Origin of the sequence: Streptomyces sp. TSRI0281, from assembly GCF_001905125.1 — a bacterium.
GTDB lineage: Bacteria > Actinomycetota > Actinomycetes > Streptomycetales > Streptomycetaceae > Streptomyces.
Window position 1 is genome coordinate 1 of sequence record NZ_LWLE01000026.1, and the last position, 16,867, is coordinate 16,867.

17 protein-coding genes and 3 pseudogenes are annotated in these 16,867 nt (G+C 67.5%); 11 read left to right on the forward strand and 9 right to left on the reverse strand.

Features of this window, described 5'->3' with window-relative positions; translation table 11 throughout:
* Positions 1-127 precede the first annotated feature (127 nt).
* Positions 128-625, forward strand: a complete 498-nt coding sequence (locus A6A29_RS47085; RefSeq protein WP_241838704.1) for a transposase — start codon at positions 128-130, stop codon at positions 623-625.
* 8 nt (positions 626-633) lie between these two features.
* Positions 634-1,128: an IS5 family transposase gene (locus A6A29_RS47090; RefSeq protein WP_241838708.1), complete on the forward strand. Its 495-nt coding sequence runs from the start codon at positions 634-636 to the stop codon at positions 1,126-1,128.
* 19 nt (positions 1,129-1,147) lie between these two features.
* Here A6A29_RS47090 and A6A29_RS28540 read toward each other — a convergent pair whose 3' ends face one another.
* On the reverse strand, positions 1,148-2,434 hold the full coding sequence (locus A6A29_RS28540) for an IS630 family transposase (protein ID WP_198953344.1): 1,287 nt from the start codon (positions 2,432-2,434) through the stop codon (positions 1,148-1,150).
* 657 nt (positions 2,435-3,091) lie between these two features.
* On the opposite strand from A6A29_RS28540, the pseudogene A6A29_RS28545 reads away from it, so the two are divergent.
* Both A6A29_RS28545 and A6A29_RS28550 read left to right on the forward strand, forming a co-directional pair.
* Positions 3,092-3,960, forward strand: a pseudogene (locus tag A6A29_RS28545) (IS5 family transposase).
* Positions 3,961-4,134: 174 nt separating this feature from the next.
* On the forward strand, positions 4,135-4,914 hold the full coding sequence (locus A6A29_RS28550; RefSeq protein ID WP_143197098.1) for a hypothetical protein: 780 nt from the start codon (positions 4,135-4,137) through the stop codon (positions 4,912-4,914).
* A 233-nt stretch (positions 4,915-5,147) separates the two neighbouring features.
* Here the strand turns inward: A6A29_RS28550 and A6A29_RS43500 are convergent.
* Positions 5,148-5,965 (reverse strand): IS5 family transposase gene (locus tag A6A29_RS43500; RefSeq protein ID WP_198953346.1). Its coding sequence is split into 2 segments (ribosomal slippage): positions 5,148-5,615 and positions 5,618-5,965, totalling 816 coding nucleotides; the frame shifts between segments, so codons are not numbered across the junction.
* 1,199 nt (positions 5,966-7,164) lie between these two features.
* Here A6A29_RS43500 and A6A29_RS28570 point away from each other — a divergent pair.
* The 3 genes and pseudogenes from A6A29_RS28570 to A6A29_RS47100 all read left to right on the forward strand — a co-directional run bounded on the left by A6A29_RS28570 (position 7,165) and on the right by A6A29_RS47100 (position 8,300).
* Positions 7,165-7,476, forward strand: coding sequence for a transposase (locus A6A29_RS28570; RefSeq protein WP_073724253.1), 312 nt, complete (start codon positions 7,165-7,167; stop codon positions 7,474-7,476).
* 35 nt (positions 7,477-7,511) lie between these two features.
* A pseudogene (locus A6A29_RS47095) lies at positions 7,512-7,718 on the forward strand (IS3 family transposase); the annotation flags it as partial.
* A 75-nt stretch (positions 7,719-7,793) separates the two neighbouring features.
* A complete protein-coding gene (locus tag A6A29_RS47100; RefSeq protein WP_241838709.1) occupies positions 7,794-8,300 on the forward strand; it encodes a hypothetical protein in 507 nt (168 codons plus the stop codon).
* 93 nt (positions 8,301-8,393) lie between these two features.
* Here A6A29_RS47100 and A6A29_RS47105 read toward each other — a convergent pair whose 3' ends face one another.
* Together A6A29_RS47105 and A6A29_RS28590 are read right to left on the reverse strand one after the other, a co-directional pair.
* Positions 8,394-8,609 (reverse strand): DUF6207 family protein, encoded by a 216-nt coding sequence (locus A6A29_RS47105; protein ID WP_079183070.1) that lies wholly within the window; start codon positions 8,607-8,609, stop codon positions 8,394-8,396.
* Positions 8,610-8,994: 385 nt separating this feature from the next.
* Positions 8,995-10,026: a HEAT repeat domain-containing protein gene (locus A6A29_RS28590; protein ID WP_073724257.1), complete on the reverse strand. Its 1,032-nt coding sequence runs from the start codon at positions 10,024-10,026 to the stop codon at positions 8,995-8,997.
* A gap of 334 nt (positions 10,027-10,360) precedes the next feature.
* Between A6A29_RS28590 and A6A29_RS45025 the strand changes: the two genes are divergently transcribed.
* Positions 10,361-10,579 carry a hypothetical protein gene (locus A6A29_RS45025; protein WP_143197099.1) on the forward strand — a complete coding sequence of 73 codons (219 nt, stop codon included), beginning with the start codon at positions 10,361-10,363 and terminating at the stop codon, positions 10,577-10,579.
* 121 nt (positions 10,580-10,700) lie between these two features.
* Positions 10,701-11,522, forward strand: a complete 822-nt coding sequence (locus A6A29_RS28595; protein WP_073724259.1) for a hypothetical protein — start codon at positions 10,701-10,703, stop codon at positions 11,520-11,522.
* A gap of 24 nt (positions 11,523-11,546) precedes the next feature.
* On the opposite strand, the pseudogene A6A29_RS48245 reads toward A6A29_RS28595, so the two are convergent.
* The 4 genes and pseudogenes from A6A29_RS48245 to A6A29_RS28615 form a co-directional block, all read right to left on the reverse strand.
* Positions 11,547-11,936 (reverse strand): annotated as a pseudogene (locus A6A29_RS48245) (hypothetical protein); the annotation flags it as partial.
* Positions 11,846-12,292, reverse strand: coding sequence for a hypothetical protein (locus A6A29_RS28605; RefSeq protein WP_143197100.1), 447 nt, complete (start codon positions 12,290-12,292; stop codon positions 11,846-11,848). The gene A6A29_RS28605 and the pseudogene A6A29_RS48245, both read right to left, overlap by 91 nt.
* A gap of 240 nt (positions 12,293-12,532) precedes the next feature.
* Complete coding sequence (locus A6A29_RS28610; RefSeq protein WP_073724263.1) at positions 12,533-13,054, reverse strand: DUF6233 domain-containing protein; 522 nt, start codon at positions 13,052-13,054, stop codon at positions 12,533-12,535.
* Positions 13,055-13,132: 78 nt separating this feature from the next.
* Entirely contained in the window at positions 13,133-13,390 is a 258-nt protein-coding gene (locus A6A29_RS28615) for a hypothetical protein (protein WP_073724265.1), read from the reverse strand.
* A 414-nt stretch (positions 13,391-13,804) separates the two neighbouring features.
* On the opposite strand from A6A29_RS28615, the gene A6A29_RS45990 reads away from it, so the two are divergent.
* Positions 13,805-14,896: a hypothetical protein gene (locus tag A6A29_RS45990; RefSeq protein ID WP_198953348.1), complete on the forward strand. Its 1,092-nt coding sequence runs from the start codon at positions 13,805-13,807 to the stop codon at positions 14,894-14,896.
* On the forward strand, positions 14,890-15,717 hold the full coding sequence (locus tag A6A29_RS45995; RefSeq protein WP_198953350.1) for a hypothetical protein: 828 nt from the start codon (positions 14,890-14,892) through the stop codon (positions 15,715-15,717). Before A6A29_RS45990 ends, A6A29_RS45995 begins: the two co-directional genes overlap by 7 nt.
* Positions 15,718-15,922: 205 nt before the next feature.
* Here the strand turns inward: A6A29_RS45995 and A6A29_RS28630 are convergent, their stop codons facing one another.
* Positions 15,923-16,744, reverse strand: a complete 822-nt coding sequence (locus tag A6A29_RS28630; protein ID WP_073724269.1) for a PIN domain-containing protein — start codon at positions 16,742-16,744, stop codon at positions 15,923-15,925.
* Between the last annotated feature and the right edge of the window lie 123 nt (positions 16,745-16,867).

Sequence of the window (16,867 nt, forward strand, 5' to 3'; positions counted from 1 at the left end):
CACACACCACCCGAAACTGCCCACCCATCAGGCCAAAGACCGTTGCAGTACTAGGGCGCGTATTGAGTTGTGATCAATCTGCGGGATTCGCTGTCGTGGCGACGCTTGGACCGGTAGACCTTCTTGTATGACGCAAGTGCAACTGGCGGACGTGGAGTGGGAGTTCATCGGGCCGTACCTGCCGGTCGGCGGGTACGGCCCGTATCCCGAGCGGCTGCGGCAGCAGTTCGAGGGCGTGATCTGGAAGTTCAGGACAGGCGGGCAGTGGCGGGAGATGCCGGCCGAGTTCGGTCCCTGGCCGACCGTCCACAACCGCTTCCGGCAGTGGCGTGACGGCGGGGTCTTCGAGGCCCTGCTGGAGGGCCTGATCGCCGAAGCCGCGAGGCGGGGCGAGGCAGACGTGTCCCTGGTCAGCGTGGACTCCACCACCGCCCGGGCCCACCACGATGCCGCCGGGATGCACCTGGACGAGAGCGTCCTGACCGCCCTGGAAAGAGCCGCCGCCGAGGAGGAGAAGGCCCGGCAAAAGGGGGCGGGGCGGAAGGACAAACCGGGCGATCCGCCGACCGTGGTCCCGCCCACGAAGAGCGGCGACGTAACCGACGCCGACACAGACTCCGGCTGAAGGCCGCCCTGCTCGGGCGCTCGCGGGGCGGGCAGACCAGCAAGGTCCACCTCGCAGCCGACCGCAAGTGCCGCCCGCTCGCGATCGTCCTGACCGCGGGACAGCCGCCGACAGCCCCCAGTTCATCCCCGTGCTCAAGAAGATCCGGGTCCGTGGCCCGGTCCGGCCGTCCCCGGGCCCGGCCGGACGCGGTCGCCGGGGACAAGGCGTACTCCTCCCGCGGCAACCGTGCCTACCTGCGCAAACGCCAGATCAAGGCCGTCATCCCGGAGAAGAAGGACCAGGCTGCCAACCGGAAGAGGAAAGGCAGCCGGGGCGGCCGGCCCGTCAGCCACGACACCGACCTCTACAAAGAGAGGAACACCGTCGAACGCCTGATCAACAGACTGAAAGCCTGGCGGGGCATCGCCACCCGCTACGACAAGACACCCGAAAGCTACCTCGCCGGCCTCCATCTCCGTGCCTCCATGATCTGGATCAAGGACCTCACGCGAACCAATTGATCACGACTCAATGCGCGCCCTAGTGTTCTGAGTCGGGAATTCTGTTTAGATAGCTGGCGAGGCGTTCGAGGATTTCGTCGGCGGACTTCGTCCAGACGTAGGGGTTCGGGTCGGCGTTCCAGGCAGCGATCCAGTTGCGGATGTCCTTCTCCAGGGCCTGGACGGATCTGTGGACGCCTCGCCGTATCTGCTTGTTGGTCAGCTCGGCGAACCATCGCTCAACGAGGTTCAGCCAGGACGAGCCGGTCGGGGTGAAGTGCAGGTGGGCCAGGACGTCGGGATGGCGGGCGTTGGCATTGCGCCAGCGCAGATAGCGGTGCAGCTCGCGGGTCTGAACGGTGTGGTTGGGGTGGTTCGAGTTGGCCAGGGTGAACTGCCGCAGCGGCCCGAAGTGCGCCTCGATCGGATTGGCCCAGGAGGCGTTCGTCGGGGTGAAACACAGCTCGACGTTGTTCTTCCACGCCCACCGGCGGATCTTGGCGCCCTTGTGAGCGGAGAGGTTGTCCATGATCACATAGATCGGGGCGCCGTCGGGGCGGGCGGCGCGGATGGACCTGAGTGCGGCCAGGCTGTTGACGGCGCCCTTGCGGCGGCGGTTGACACCCCAGAGGGAGTCGTCGCCGATGGAGTAGCAGCCGTGGAAATAGGTCACGCCGTGGGTGCGGTGGTAGGTCGCCGGGACCCGGTTGGGCCTGCCCTGCTCGGCCCAGCAGGATCCGCCGGTCGGGCGTATTCCGAGCGGGCCGAACTCGTCGAACGCGAAAACGCGGTCAGGGAAATGGTCCAGGACGTGCTCGATCCGGTCCAGCTTGGCGTCGCGGTCAGGATCGGTGGACTCCTTCCATGTCTTGGTCCGCTGGAAAGTGATGCCGCGTCGGGCGAGCAGGCAGCGCAGGGCCTCGCGACCGATGCGGATCACCCGCCCGTGGATTCTGCGGAGGTAGGCGGCGAGCTTGCGAATCGACCAGCGAGTGAGGGGCTGGGCGAGTTTGGCCGGGCGGGTGGTTGCCGTCTGTACAACGAAGTCCTCGTCCTCAGGGCTGAGTTGGCGGGGGCGGCCTCCCGCCCACTGAGGGTCCAGGCAGGCCAGGCCGATCTCGTTGAAGCGATGAATGACGTTGCGCACAGTGTCCTCGTCGGCCGCCACCAGCTGGGCGATCACCGGCACGCGGTTGCCGCCGGCCGAGGCCAACAGCATCATCGCGCGCCGGTAGCGCACTGAGCTGGTGCTGCCCCGCCGCACGATCTGCTGCAGTCGCTGCCCCTCCTGGTCGGTCAGTCTGCGGACTTTGACCGGCTCTGCCACCACGCCTCCATGCACCAGATCGGATGTGTCCCCACATCCAACCGGCCCACGGCCCCTCACCGGCAAGCACAACCCAGTGAACCATCCCGGTCAGAGCACTAGCGTGCGGTGCTCCGTAGAAGCCCGGACAGGGTGGTCGACCATGGGGCCGGCGGATCGGTGGCCCCAACCACGGTAGGGACTGGCTTGACAGTGAGGGGCCCGGCGGCGCGCCGCCGGGCCCCTCACATATCCACCCTTCGACGACGGTCTGTTCGTCGAAGGCTCGAAGGGGCAGCGACCTCTGACAGGCCGTTGGCGTCGCTGGTCATCTCGCGGCGGCCCAGGAGCGGAACGAACTCCAGATCGAGAGCGCCCAGGCCGCCACGCAACCACCGTTGAAAGGGTGTCACGCTTCGCGCTCGCAGAAATGAGTAGTTCTGAGAGGTCGTTTTCATCTGAACTGCCCGCCTATTAGCGGATCCTTGGAGTGTTGGGGTGCGGTGCAGACGAGGTTGTGGAGTCGGTCGATGCCTGCGGGGTGGGTGGAGTTGCGGATGGGGCGGAAGGCTACGTGCTCCTGTGTCATCCCAGGATGTCCGGTCTCCGCGGTCGGGTGCTTCCGTCGCCATCGCTGTGCGCCTGGGCGAACTCGGTCCGGCGCGGTACGCCGGAAGCATGCCGAAGCGACGTCCGTATCCGAGTGATCTGTCCGATGCCCGCTGGGAGTTGATCGAGCCGGTCCTGACCGCGTGGCGCTTCGAGCGCCGAGGCAGGGCCCTGCTTTTGGCCGGCCGCCCGAGCACGACCTGCGCGACATCATGGACGCGATCTTGTACGTGGACCGCACCGGGGTCCAGTGGCGGTACCTCCCGCACGACTTCCCGCACTGGAACACCGTCTACGGCTACTTCTCCAAATGGGCCGACGAGGGCGTGTTCGCCCAGCTCAACGACCTGCTCCGGCAGCTTCTACGAGAGAAGGAAGGCCGGGACACCGAGCCAACGGCCTGCGTGATCGACGCCCAGAGCGTCAAGACCTCCACCAGCGTTCCCGCCACCGGCCAGGGCATCGACGCCGGCAAGAAGATCGTTGGCAGGAAGCGAAGCATCGTCACCGACACGCTCGGCCTTCTCCTCGCCGTGCTGGTGACCGCGGCCAGCGTGCAGGACTCTCTTGTCGGCACCGCGCTGCTCGACCAGGTCGCCGCCGAACATCCGCGCATCCGCAAGGTGTGGGTCGACGGCGGTTACCGCCAGCACCTCGTGGAGCATGCCGCCACCCTCGGCATCGACATGGAGATCACCGCCCGCAAGCCTGGGAGCAGGGGCTTCACTCCGATCCCGAAGCGGTGGGCGGTCGAGCGAACCTACGGCTGGCTCATGCTCCACCGCCGCCTGGCCCGCGACTACGAAACCCTGCCCGCCCGCTCCGAAGCCGTGATCCACATTGCCATGACCGACCTCATGGCCCGCCGCCTCACCAATGAGAACACCATCTCCTGGCGCGACCCGAAGAAGGCCACAGAACGTCCCATCTCAGGATGAAACATCGGACGAAAACGACCTCTGAGAGAAGCCACCCACGGCACCGGCTCCGGTGTCAGCCCGCGAAGGATTTCCGGAGCCGACTTGCCATAGGGTGCACTGGTGGCTGACGTTAGTTTCGAGGCTCTGACGCGAGATCATGGCCGACGTGCACCGGAGCCGACGTTCGGTGAGGTGACCGACCGGGTCTGTCAATGGCTTCGAGCCGTGGACGCCTCGGGCCTGGAACGGGCTTTCGATGAAGCCTTTGAGGCTGTGGATATGCATTTCCACGAACCGCCGCGGTTCGGGGCGCTCCTGGCGCTGGTCGAACCGGCACTACAGGCAAGCATGGAGCCCAACGCGCCGTCGGCGGACTTTACGACGCTGCTGACCAGGTTGCAGCTGCGCCTCGGCACCCCGCTCCCACCCTCGCTGATCGGATTTTGGGAGCTACGGGCGCGAAGCCCGCAATGGCGCACACTGTTCGACGCGCTGATGAGCCCGGAGATATTCGCCCCATCCGCTTTTCTCGACGATCATGGCTACGGCCTCGAGTACCGGCTGTCGGTGGCACGGGTGGACAACTCGATTCGCCCGGTCCACGAGTCCTTGGACTACGGATACCAGGAGTGGTTCGACGGCGCCGCAGAGGCCCTACGCGCCACGGCCGCCACCTGGCGGAATTTTGAGGTCGGTGACAGCGTGATGCTCAACCCAACCGTCGCCCGCTCACTGATTCAGATCGCCTCCGACGACGGCGAGTGGGTCGAACTTGTCAGTGACTGGTGCGACGACACCGGTGAGTCGCCCATCTTCCGGGCAGGCGACGACTACGAGGGCTACGCGGACCTGCTCGGCACTAGCCTGCCGCAGTGGCTTGGCCTGGAGGTCGACGCGACGATGGCACGGCTCGTCACACCGGACCGCGCCACTGCCGTAGCAAGCGGGGCAAGCCTGCTCGGCTCAGCATGAACCGTGCATATCTACGCAATTGAACACTGTCACGCTCGCGGGTCACGCACCCTTCCGCCGGGGTATCACGCTGCCCGATCCGGCCCTCAACCCCGAGCCCGGTTTCTCGTACACCCATACCCGGTAGGCGCCCAGTCCGTCCGTGGGCGTTGAGATGTGGTCAAGGCCCCGCATAGGTCCCACTCTGCGTCAACTCCCGAAGGACTTCCGACGTTGACCACTAAGAAGGTGTCTCACGTGGTGAGCTTCGCGAGTCTCTTGTAGCAGGTCAGGGCTGCGGCGAGGCCGAGGAAGGCAAGGAAGTGGCTGCCTTTTCGTTCGTACCGGACGGTGAGGCGGCGGTAGCCGAAGAGCCAGGAGATCGACCGCTCGATCTTCCAGCGGTGCCGGCCGAGCCGCTCGTTGGACTCGATACCGGGACGGGCGATCCGCGCGATGAGGTTCCGGCTGCGGAGCCAGCGAAGGTGCTCCGCGGAGTAGTACGCCTTGTCCGCGCGGACCTTCACCGGCTTCCTCCGACGTGGTCCGCGCCGGGAGCGGACGGCGGGAATGCCGAGAATCAACGGCTTGAACGCCTGGCTGTCGTGCACGTTCGCGCCGGACACCGCGACGGCCAGCGGCAGGCCCTGGGCCTCGGACAGCACGTGCAGTTTGCTGCCCTTCTTGCCGCGATCGACCGGATTCGGCCCGGTCAGCGAGCCCCCCTTTTCGCCCGCACCGAGGCGGCACCGACGATCGCGGACGTCCAGTCCAGCTCGCCCCTGGCACCGAGCTCGTCCAGCACCGCCAGGTGCAGCCTGCGCCACAGCCCGGCCTCGGTCCACGCGGTGAACCGACGGTGCGCGGTGGCCGGCGAGACCCTGAACGACTCCGGCAGATACCGCCACGCGCACCCGCTCGTCAGCACGTACACCACGGCCGTGAACACCGCTCGCTCGTCCACCGGGGCAGTACCCCCGCCCTGCGGACGGGACGTGAACCTCGGCATCAACGGAGCTACCAGCTCCCACAGTTCGTCCGGCACCAGCCGACGCGACAGATCAACCCTCACGGTGCAACATCATGCCGTACCTCGAAGTGCCACGTGAGACATCCTCTAAGCCGGGCGGGGGATACCCCGTCCGGCAACCAGCGACTGCCTCTGATGTCGCTCAGCCGAGAAGCCTGTAACACTGCGGCGGGCGAGGGGGTGTCGGTGGGCGGCGCTGCGCTGGCCTTCTTCTCCGGCCCGACGCGGGGCGCCGGGCCGGTGGCCGGCAGTGGGGGGTGGACGCGGCGCCAGCTGAGCTGTTCCGCGGCCGGCCTCGCCTGTTCCTACAGCCATTCCTCGAAGGCGAAGCCGACGGCTTGGTGGATGACCGCTTCTTCGAGAGTTTCCTGTCTGCGACCGGGGGTGCGAGGGTCGGTTGCGTGGTTACGGGGTGAGCCCACCAGAGGGGGTCTCCGCCCGGGACGGACATCAGCCCTCCGAACCGCAGGTCACCCGCGAACCAGAACACTCCGCGGCCGTCCGGTGTGCCGACCCATACGCTTTCCGGTACGGGAGAGCTGAAGGTGCACGCGACCGTTGTATCCGGGCCGAGCAGCATCATTCCCTTGCCTTTCCCCCCGGGGAGCTCTTCCAGGCGGCAGGGCCATGCCTGCCAGGGACTCGAGAGCGCCACAGCCGCCTTGCGCTCCATGGCCTGCAAGTTTCCCTTGATCCTGGTGTCATCGTGTACTGACCAGATCACCCCAAGGATGCCCAGGGCCAAAGGGAGGAGGACTGCGATCGGCGAGGGGTCGTCCAGGTACCAGAGGGGATTGATGAGGACGGTTACCGCCAGGAATGATCCCGAGAGCCCAAAAGGTGTCTCGGATTTCTCGTTCTTCGCTTTGTCCAACTCCTCGCTCACCACCGCCCCTACGGCCGGAGTCATCACGGATGCCGGTCTCGGCGACACTTGATACCCGAACTCTTCCGCCATCACGGCGTCCCCCCGGTGCTCGATGTGGGTTCATTCAACCGGCTGTCGGCGGGGGCTGGAAGAGGACGTGACCGCAGGCAGAGGCCCTTTTGGCGCCAGCGCCGCGACGCGTCCTGGCGGCCGTGTGATCGATGGGCAACCATTCCTGCGACCCTGATGGTCATGTCTGCCGCCCACGTACCGGGTGGGCGTTCTCTGCTTCGCCTCGGATGAGCTGAACCGGATTTCGTAGCGGCCCTGAAGCCGGGCGTGATCGCCTCGGCAGATGGGAAGCACAGGTCTGATGCCTGCACCCCGGAAGTATCCTGACGAGCTCCGCGAGCGAGCCGTCCGTGAAGTACGGAACTCTGGCCGTCCGGTCGCCCACGTGGCCCGGGATCTTGGGATCCACAAGGAAGCATTGCGGCTGTGGGTCCCCCAGGCCGAGGCCGACCTCGGCAGCCGGCCCGACCTGCTCACCTCCGCCGAGCGAGCGGAGATCGCACAACTCCGCAAGGAGGCAGCTGAGTTGCGAAGGGCGAACGAGATCCTGAAGACAGCCGGCGTGTTTTTCGCAAAGGAGCTCGACCAGCCCCGCACGAGGCCGACGCGGTGATCAACCACCGCCGCGATGACTTCGGGGTCGAGCCCGTGTGCCGGGAACTGAACCTGTCGGTCTCCGCCTGCAACGCCCGCCGCAAGCGTCCGAAGTCCGCACGCGGGCTCCGCGACGAACACCTCGGCGCGGACATCCGCCGCATCCACACCGGATCCGGCGAGACCTACGGAGCCTGGCGCATCCACCGACAGCTGCGGCGGGAAGGCGTCACGGCAGCCCGCTGTACCGTCGAGCGGCTGATGCGCGAAAATTCTCAGCGTCAGCTTGAGATTTATTCCGTAGGAGCCTTCGTGCTTGGCTCGCATACTGATCTGATGAGTCCGATCTCCACGCACCATCGGTTCCGGGATCCACGCAGCACGAAGTACGACTTCCTCGCGTCTGTTCTCGTGCGCTGTCCCGGCTGCGAGAAGGTCGCACACGTCGGGACAGCACCAGGCCCTGCCGGAGTGCACGATCAGGGTCTTTTCGCTCCAAGGCGACTCGTCTGCCGGAACTGCGGGACGGCGAAGGAATGGAGCCGTGGGCGTGTGACCTTGCCCAGGGACCGGCACGAGTCGGCCACAGACCCGTACTTCGGCGTCCGTCTGTGGCTGCAGGCGGAGACCCGGCACGGGCGGGTATGGGCCTACAGCCTGGAACACCTGGACCTGATCAGGCGATTCGTGCAGGCACCGCTACGCGAAGGGATTCCCTGGCACGAAAAGAGCCGAAGGATGACCGTGGTGGCGCGCCTGCCCGCATGGATGCAGCAAGCCAAGAACCGCGACGAGGTACTGCGGGCCATCGCCCGCATCCACGCCTTACTGCTCCGCACCTGACTCTGGAGCGCCGAACTTGTCGCTTACCCCGTGACGAGTCCCAGCACGCGCACCATCAACCGGACACGGCGACACCCCGTCGCTGCGTGCGCCTCACCGCGGTGGTTCTCCCGCGTCCGGCGACGGGGAGGTGCCGGGACGCCGGGTGTCGGCGTAGACACGTGCCCGGATGCCCGGATGCCCGGGAGTCCGCTGTCCGGTACTGAGGCCGGATGTCGCCCACCGTTCCTGGAGGCCGGCCGTCACGGTGTTCAGGGTGGTCTCGTCGGGGGCGGTGATGTCCAGGACCACCAGGCCGGGCTCGGACAGATGCGCTCATGGATCGGGTGCATGCCCTCACCGACGCCCTTTCCTGTAAGGGCGGTTCGGGGGAGGGGCCGGCCCAACCCGGACGGGGGATCTCGTGCTCCTGGTGGAGCAAGATCGGCAATGCGGCCTCCGCGTCGAATCCTGTTCCTCGTAGCTGAGTTCAGGATCATGAAGGGGCCGGACCACGGTCCGCGAAACACTCGGACGAGTGCTATATAGCTACGCCCGTTCGAAGCGGACCGCCAAGTTCAAAGCCAGACTCGGACCAGCGTGCGCAGGTAACTGGGTAAGGCCAGGCAGAGCCCACGCGAGCCGCCCTTCATCGAAGCACGGTGGGCAGGTCGCGAGCAGCCTGCTGGAGCGTTCTGACTGTGGCCGGCACCCGTCAGGGGCGCAAGGCCCATGGGTCGTCGTCCTCCACTGGATCGGCTTGTTCGGGCTGGAGCAGCTCTCGGATGCAGTGCTGCAGCCCCGTTTCGCCGGATCGGCTGGCGGCGGCCATCCAAGGCAAGGCGCTCATGGCATGGGCGACGTCCTCTGTGACGAGGGCGTCGACGGTGGCGCGCAGGTCCTCGGGGACGGGTTCGTTGGTCAGGCAGAGCCAGCCGACCGCAGCGGCGAGCTGGACCTCGGGCGACTGTGTCCGGTCCCGCCACTGCTCTCGTATCCACGCGGTGGTCGGCGTGTGGGGGTGTGTGCGGGTGGCCTCGGCGGTGGCCAGGACCAGGGCTGCGCGAACGATCGGGTCCTGCTCGGTGGCCAGCCGGGTGAGGAAAGCTGCACGGACCGCACGGTCAAGGTCGTTGGCGGTAGCCAGGGCGTAGGCAGCGCGGATGCGGATGACCGGGTCGGGATCGTCGAGAAGCGGCTGCAGCAGGGCGGCGTCGACGGTGATCGCGGCGCGGGCGGCGGCGACCGCCCAGCCCGCCGGGTAGCCGCTCACCTCGACGCCGTAGTCGTCGTAGAGGTCTTCGTCGCGGGCTACGGCGTGACGGAGTAGCAGTTGGTCGCGGGAGGCGACGCCGAAGTGGCGGGCGCGAGCGGGGCAGGAGACTGCGGCGAGTGCATCGGCGCGGTAAGGGTGGCGTGTGTCGGCGGCGATCCGGGTCAGGAACGGCACGGCGAGCACGGCGGCGGCCCGCATGTCGTTGGCGCACATGCCGATCACGACGCCGGTTTCGGCACGGCCCGGCGTGTCGCCGCCGTGCAGCAGTCGGACTGCCTCCCTGACGTGGTCGCCCTGCGGGAAGTGCTCCCAGGGGACTTCGTCGAGCAGGAATCCGTCCTTGGTCGCGGGCCGTATGCCGGCCATAACAGCCCGCACGTCGAACGGGCCGCCCGCGAACGAGGAAAGTTTCGCCCCGTCCACCAGCGCCCGGCACATTGCGAACGTCGGATCGGTTCGCCACCCACCCATGTCACACCACCCACCCCAGAGCTCAATACGAGCAAATCATGCCCCAGCGCACTGACATGGTTGTCTACCGGACCGTGCCACCTGTTGTCACAGGGATCGCGAATCCGGCAACCCGCTGTTCCGGCGGCTCCTACGCTGCCCGCATGACGCACGAATCCACTGAAATGCCCGTACGGGCGGAGTACGACTCCGACTGCACGTCTACCTCGATCACCCCGTCCAGGGCCCGCTGGGCTACTGCACCGGCACCGGCCCCGACGAGCCGTTCGACCCCGCCGCCGCGAACCGGGCGCTGGCGGAAGGGAGCTGGCAGGTCGTCGGCCCGTGGACGGCGATGCCGACCGGCGACGCCCCGTACACCGCGACAGTCACCCCCGTCACCCCCACCGCGGCCGCCCCCGCCACCAGTGACGGGATCCGCGACGAGCACATCGCCGACCTGTGCGCCGCTCTGGAGCGCGCCGGTCGGGAGGAGGCCACGGACGTGGGGCAGTCGGCCCGCCGTGGCAGGGGAGATCGAGGCGGTGCTCGCGCGCACCGCCCTCGCGGGTGACAGGCACCGCGCACCCAGCGCGACCACGGGCTCCTGAGTGCGCGGCGCAGCAACCGGGGCGAGGCTCTGAGGTCCCTCGTTCGGCCGTACGGCGCACCGGAGCGGTGCTCGTTGAACGGACATGACCACCACGCTCCTGGCACCCCTTTGCCGTCACGCCCCAGAACGAGGTCACCGCTGCCAGCCGTACCGCGGCTTCGACGACGGCGACGGCTGGTACCACGACGGGTTCATGGCCGACCCGGAATTCCCGCTCCTCTACAAGCGCGACCCATGGTGCTGGTCGCCCGAGCTCGGCTTCCACCGCTCGCGCACCCCGAACGTCCCGCACCGCCTCACAGGGCTGATGGGAAGGAAGTTCGTCAGCAACAAGGGCCTGCAGATGTGGCAGGCCCTCCGGCTCGGCGCGGGATGGGGTACCAGCAGCGATCCGTGCGACAACGGCCACTGGACCGAACAGACCTGGCGGGTCTTCGAAGCCGCCGGTTCCCGATGGAGCGGAGACCTGGAACCGGTCGCCAGGCTCGGCCAGCTGGTCGGCCGCCACGTCGACAGCGGCGGCCAGGACCACATCGCCGAAGACGACGTGCTCCTCACCGGATGGTTCCGCGACGCGATCCTCGAATTCCTGCCCCACCCCGGCCTCGGCGAGTGGAACGACGTCCTGCTGCGCGCCTGCCACGGCCAAGGCGAACAGGACCGCGACTGGGTCCAGCAGCAGATCCCACCGGAGCCGACCCACCGCCGGCAGTGGCGACGTGAAGAACCGCGCGTCTACGTCTGGGAGTACATGACCGGGACCTCCCACCACAACGGCGGCATGCGCCCGATCAGCGCCACGTTCCGCATGACCGAACCCACCGACGACCAGGCGATGGAGTGGATGACCGCGACCATGCGCCACGCACTGCGCTGGGGCAGCTCGCGTCCGACCTCGGCTTGACGACTGCCGCACCCACCCGGACAGCGGCGCACCCTGGGGTGCCTCTTCGCAGTCCGGTGCGTGCAGCACACCCTGGGCCGGGCCCCGGCCCTCGCGCACCTTCGCCAGAACTCAGCCCGAAGGCCGGCGCTCCCCGAGGACCTCGCGGACCGACGGCTTCGGCGGCGCTGGCGGAAGCGGCTCGGTGGGGACCTGGTCGTAGTCGACGCCGTCGACCGGCCGCACGTGCTCGGGCGGCCATTGCTTCGTACTGCTTCGCGCGGTCTGCCCCGGGGCGAGTCGGGTCGATGGACGACGCGCAGGCGTGGGGCGGGAGCGACACGCTACGACATGCTGCTGTAGTCCTGCGGCGCCTTGCGCAGGATCGCGATCATTTGTTCCTGGGTGAGCGAGCGGTGCACCGGGGCGGAACAGCTGGCGATCTTCTGGTACAGGACTTCGGCCGGGATCGGGGGAACGTTCGCGAAGAGCGGGTGGTGGTCTGCCCCGGCGCCCTCGCTGAACTCCCGGTGCAGGAGCCAGATGGCCTCGGCAAACATGGGGTAGTTGCTTTCGTGCTTGGCCCAGAGGCATTTCAGCGACTCGAAGCCGGTGTCGCGCTTCACGAAGCCCCACCAGTACGACATCTCGACGGTCTTGTCCTCGAACTTGTCGTCGTGCTGGTACTGAGTCCAGTCGTTGAGGATCTCCCAGCGCAGTGCGTTGACGATCACTCCGCTCGGTGCGTCGGTCTGCGCCATGTCGGACACGAACCCTTTAATAAAAGACATGCAACCACCCTAGCCACTTCGTGAGTTGGCGACTCCCGATCCGTGACCTACGCAGGTTCGGAACGCGAAGAATTTCAGGACCGCGCGATGCCTGACAGGGCCGCGTCACAATTTGCCCCATTTTAGGATGGTTTTACCTCCTGGTTTTCTGCCTTTACCCACATGTGAACCGTTCTACGTTCTGCGCCTGAGCGTCGGTGTCCGATTTTCGCGACACCGTCACGCCCTGACCCATGCGGGTCAGGAGTCGCCGATGTGGTCGAAGCCCCGGAGCATCGGCGTGAGTTCCTGAGCGCACCCGCACAGCGTGCACAGCTGTGTCCCCGGGTTCTGCGCGACGTCCAGGGCGCGCAGAACATCGAGTAGCGGCGCACCCTGGGGTGCCTCTTCGCAGTCCGGTGCGTGCAGCACACCCTGGGCCGGGCCCCGGCCCTCGCGTACCTTCGCCAGAACCCAGCCCGAAGGCCGGCGCTCCCCGAGGACCTCGCGGACCACCGACTTCGGCGGCGCCGACGGAGAGGGCTCGGTGGGGACCTGGTCGTAGTCCACGCCGTCGACCGGCCGCACGTGCTCGGGAGCCCTCACCCACACCCGGTACTCCGCAGCCTCCACACCACCGTTTTCAAGATCCCGGTTGGACGGCAGTCCCACGAGGTACACCCAGCCCGCTTCTGTCTGCCGTCGCCTCCACAGTCGCGCCACGACCTCCTGCTCCGGATGTCCGAGCACCGGGTCGGCGGGCAGCACGACCCGCACCGGCACGGGGGCCGACTCGGCTGCGTCATCGGAAGCGGGCGTCACGGTCCCACGGTAAGCACCGCCGCTGCCAGCTGATGGATGTCACCGCTCGGGCAGTTTGCGGCGAAGAAGGTTCATCGCCTTCTCCACGCTCCCGAGCTGGTCGCCCAGCACCCGCATACGCCAGTCCATGCGCTCCATCCGGGCGGCGACCGCCAGCGACCCGAACGTCTGAGCCAGCTGTGCCGCGCCTGCATCGCCCGCCATTGCTTTCTTCACGTACCGGGCGGCCATCGCCTCGTACCGCCTTGCGCGTTCCACCGCGCCTTCGTATTCGGTCGCGTCTTCGTGCTCGGTCATGCGATCCTCCCCGGTTGATCTCTCCCACCGTTGTACCGACAGCGCCGCACAAGCGGGGCGCCTGCGGATCTTTGGGCCGGAAAGTTGTCCTGTGACGGCGCGGCGTAGTTGGCAAGCGGACTGCTCGGCAGCCCCTGGTCAGAGCGATGTGACGCTTCGTGGTTGGCAAGAGTGACGCAGGTTAGTTGGCAGCCAGTCTCTCCAAAGCCGCAGGTCAGCACTGTCCGAGTGAGCCCTTCCTGGGCGTTAGCCAATTACCCTGCTGAATTGCCGAGTGTGCTGCGTCATCACATGTCCACAGATCGCAGCTCAGGGCCCAACCTTCGCTGAATCTGTCCACAGGCCCGCCGTTTTAGCGTCGGTGTCCGCTTCCGGGTGTGAGGTGCCGGGACGCACACCGAAAGGGCACGGCCGATGACACAGACGAAGTTCGACAAGCAGGTGGAGGACACCGCGGAGTCGGTGGCGTTCGGGATCGGCAGGTTCCTGGCCGGCCGACCGATGGACGGGGTGAAGCGGACCGACGCGACGTTCTGGCGTACGGGCACCCGCGTCCTACCGAAGGTCGAACGCCGCGTCTCGCGTTCCTCCTACCGCGCCGGGTGGAAGCGCCTGACCTTCCGCGTCAGCGCGCTGGCCGCCGCCGGGGCGGGCGGCTACCAGGCCGGGTGGGTCCACCAGGACGCCACTGTCGCGACCGCCCAGGAGATATGGGCCGACCCCGATCCCGCGATCACCGTGCTGGAGCAGACCGGGATCGCCGCGGCGTCGACGGCCACCGTCTCGACCGCCGCCTATCTCGCGCTGACCCGCAAGCGCCGGGAGCTGATGCGGGAGTGGGTGATCCCGCTGCACGAAGCCCTCGCGCTGCCGCTGCGCCTGCCGGAGCAGACCGACCCGCGCCGCTACCTCCACATCCCGCGCAACTTCTCCGAGGACGACGCGGTGATCCCCGTGGACGTGCCGGGCCATCTGGACTTCTCCAAGGACCTGGTCGCCGACATCATCACCACCAAGCTCGCCCTGGAGGGCGTCACCTTCTCCTGGCATCTGGCGGGCCGCGAGACGTACGTGACGGTGAAGAAGACCCGCAAGCCCCCGGCCAAGGCGGCCTTCAAGGACCCCAAGGTGCGCGAGATCGTGGCCGCCGCCAAGGAGTCCGCGCCCGTCATCGGGATCGGCTCCGCCGGACGGATCGTCACCGGCGACCTGGACGCGGAGTCCCCGCACATCCTGGTCAACGCCGCCCCGGGCGGCGGCAAGTCGGTGACCCTGCGGTGCATCGCCTGCCAGATGCTCCACCACGGCTCGCTCGTGTTCGTCCTGGACACCAAGCGGATCTCCCACCCGTGGGCGTCCGGGCTGCCCGGGGTCACCTACTGCCGCGACATCGCCGACATCCGCGACCAGCTCATCGAGCTCGGCATGGAAGGCCGGCGCCGCACCGGGTCGCCGACGGCCTGGGGATCGACGCCGACCCAAAGGACATCGGGCCCAGGTTGCTGATCCTCCTCGAAGAGGTCAACGCGACGATGAAGCAGCTGGCCCGCTACTGGGAGAAGACCCGCGAGTCCGGCGTTCCGAAGGTCTCTCCGGCCGTCGACGCGCTCAATGAGATCCTCTACATGGGCCGCCAGCTGCGCATGCACGTCCTCCTGGTCGCGCAGTCCGCGACCGCCCGCGCCCTGGGAGGCCCGGAGGTCCGCGAGCAGTTCTCCACCCGCATCCTGGCCCGCTACAGCCTGAACGCCTGGCGGATGCTTGCCCCGGAGGTCCACCCGGCGCCGAAGTCGACCAAGCACCAGGGGCGCGCCCAGGTCGTCTCCGGCGGGTCCGCGCGGGAGACGCAGATCCTGTTCTTCACCGAGCCCGAAGCCCGCGAGTGGGCCACCACCGGCAAGAAGGCCGCGGCCGTCGGCGGACCCGTCCCGGTGCAGATGCACAAGCCGCCCACCGACTCCCAGCCCGCCAGCGCCGGCGAGCTCCCGCCAGCCCCCGGGCCGCCCGCGAGCGGACACCGGCCCGTCGACGCCCGGAACCTCGCCCCGGCCGCCGCATCCGGCGAGCTCGCAGCCGACGCCACGCCGACTCCGACCCTGGCCCCGGCCCTGGTCTTCGGCGGCCAGGCGGTGGGGCTCCGCGAGGCCGCCGAAGACCACCTTCCCGGCATCACCCTGGCCGCGCTGCGCTTCGCCCGCGCCAAGGACCCGGCCTTCCCCGGCTCTTCAGGCAAGCGCGGCGCCGAACTCCTCTACCGCGCCGGCGACCTCAAGAAGTGGGCCCGCAACCGGCCTCGCGCCGTCACCAGCACCACCGACCTCGACTGACCCCCACGATGTCGGGTCGGAAATCCGACCCGCCGCCCACCGATCCGGACCTGTCCGCTTTCGCCGACACGATCACCCCGCCCCTGAAGAGCAACCGGCTCACCAGGCATCACACAGAGCAGGAACACCGCACTTATGAAATAGACCGGCCGTGCGTGAACTGTGCCCGCCAGGCAGCAGACGAGGTGAGCGCAGGTACGTCCGGCTACTTCTTCTCCGGCTCCGGTCCCGGGTCATTCCGCAGCTTCACGTGCGGCATCCTGGCGATCTTCGCCCGCAGAGCCATTCCCGTGTCGTAGGTCACCAATTTGACCGGACCGGCCGCGACCGTTTTCAACGTGAGGGCCCTATCCACGATTTCATCGTCCTCGTCCGGGAGCCGCACATGGCCCGGCGGATCGGGCAGCACCTGCACCTCTGCGAATCCCAGCCTGGCCTGTTCCTCCTGCAGGAGTCGATCGAGGATCGCCAAGCCCAACCGTGCCCGCCATCGGACATGCGACGATGCCTTGGACTCTTTTAGCCTGTCCAGCTCGTCCACCACCGTCATCGGGACAGCGAGCCGAATACCGCCGTCCTGATCAGCCAGCGCCGAGAAGTCGACGTCCTCCAGCTGTTCCTCGTGTTGGATGAAGAAGCTGGTGTCGAGAACTAGCGTCGAGGTTCGCTCCGTCCAAGTGTGGATCGTGTCCCGCACGGCATCGACTGCCCGGTTCAGGACGGCAAGCCGTTGCCGGACCTCCTGGTCGATCAGCTGGTTCGAAACCTTCGGCGCCAGCCTGCCGCCCAGATGCCCAGCCCCGTTCAGCAGGGCCCAGTAGACCGGGGTGAAGAACAGCGTCTCGACGTCCTTCGTGCGTACCTGGGACTCGAACAGCCGTGACTGCTCCGTTGCCCAGGTCAGATAGTTGAGCAGGTGCTCCTCTGGGGTGTTGTAGTTGCTCAGGTTCTGCGCCGCGGTATGGGCAGACTGCAGAAGATTGTGCACGAGCTCAAGCCTTGCACCGGGTATGGGCGTGATGATCATTCGCGGATCATGCCAGCGCTTGTCCCCTTCCGGCCAGCGTTACCGAGACCACTTTGACCTCGCTGCCGACTTCTACAGCATGGATAGGCCACAGCCGGCACCGAGATGCCCGGTACGGTCAAC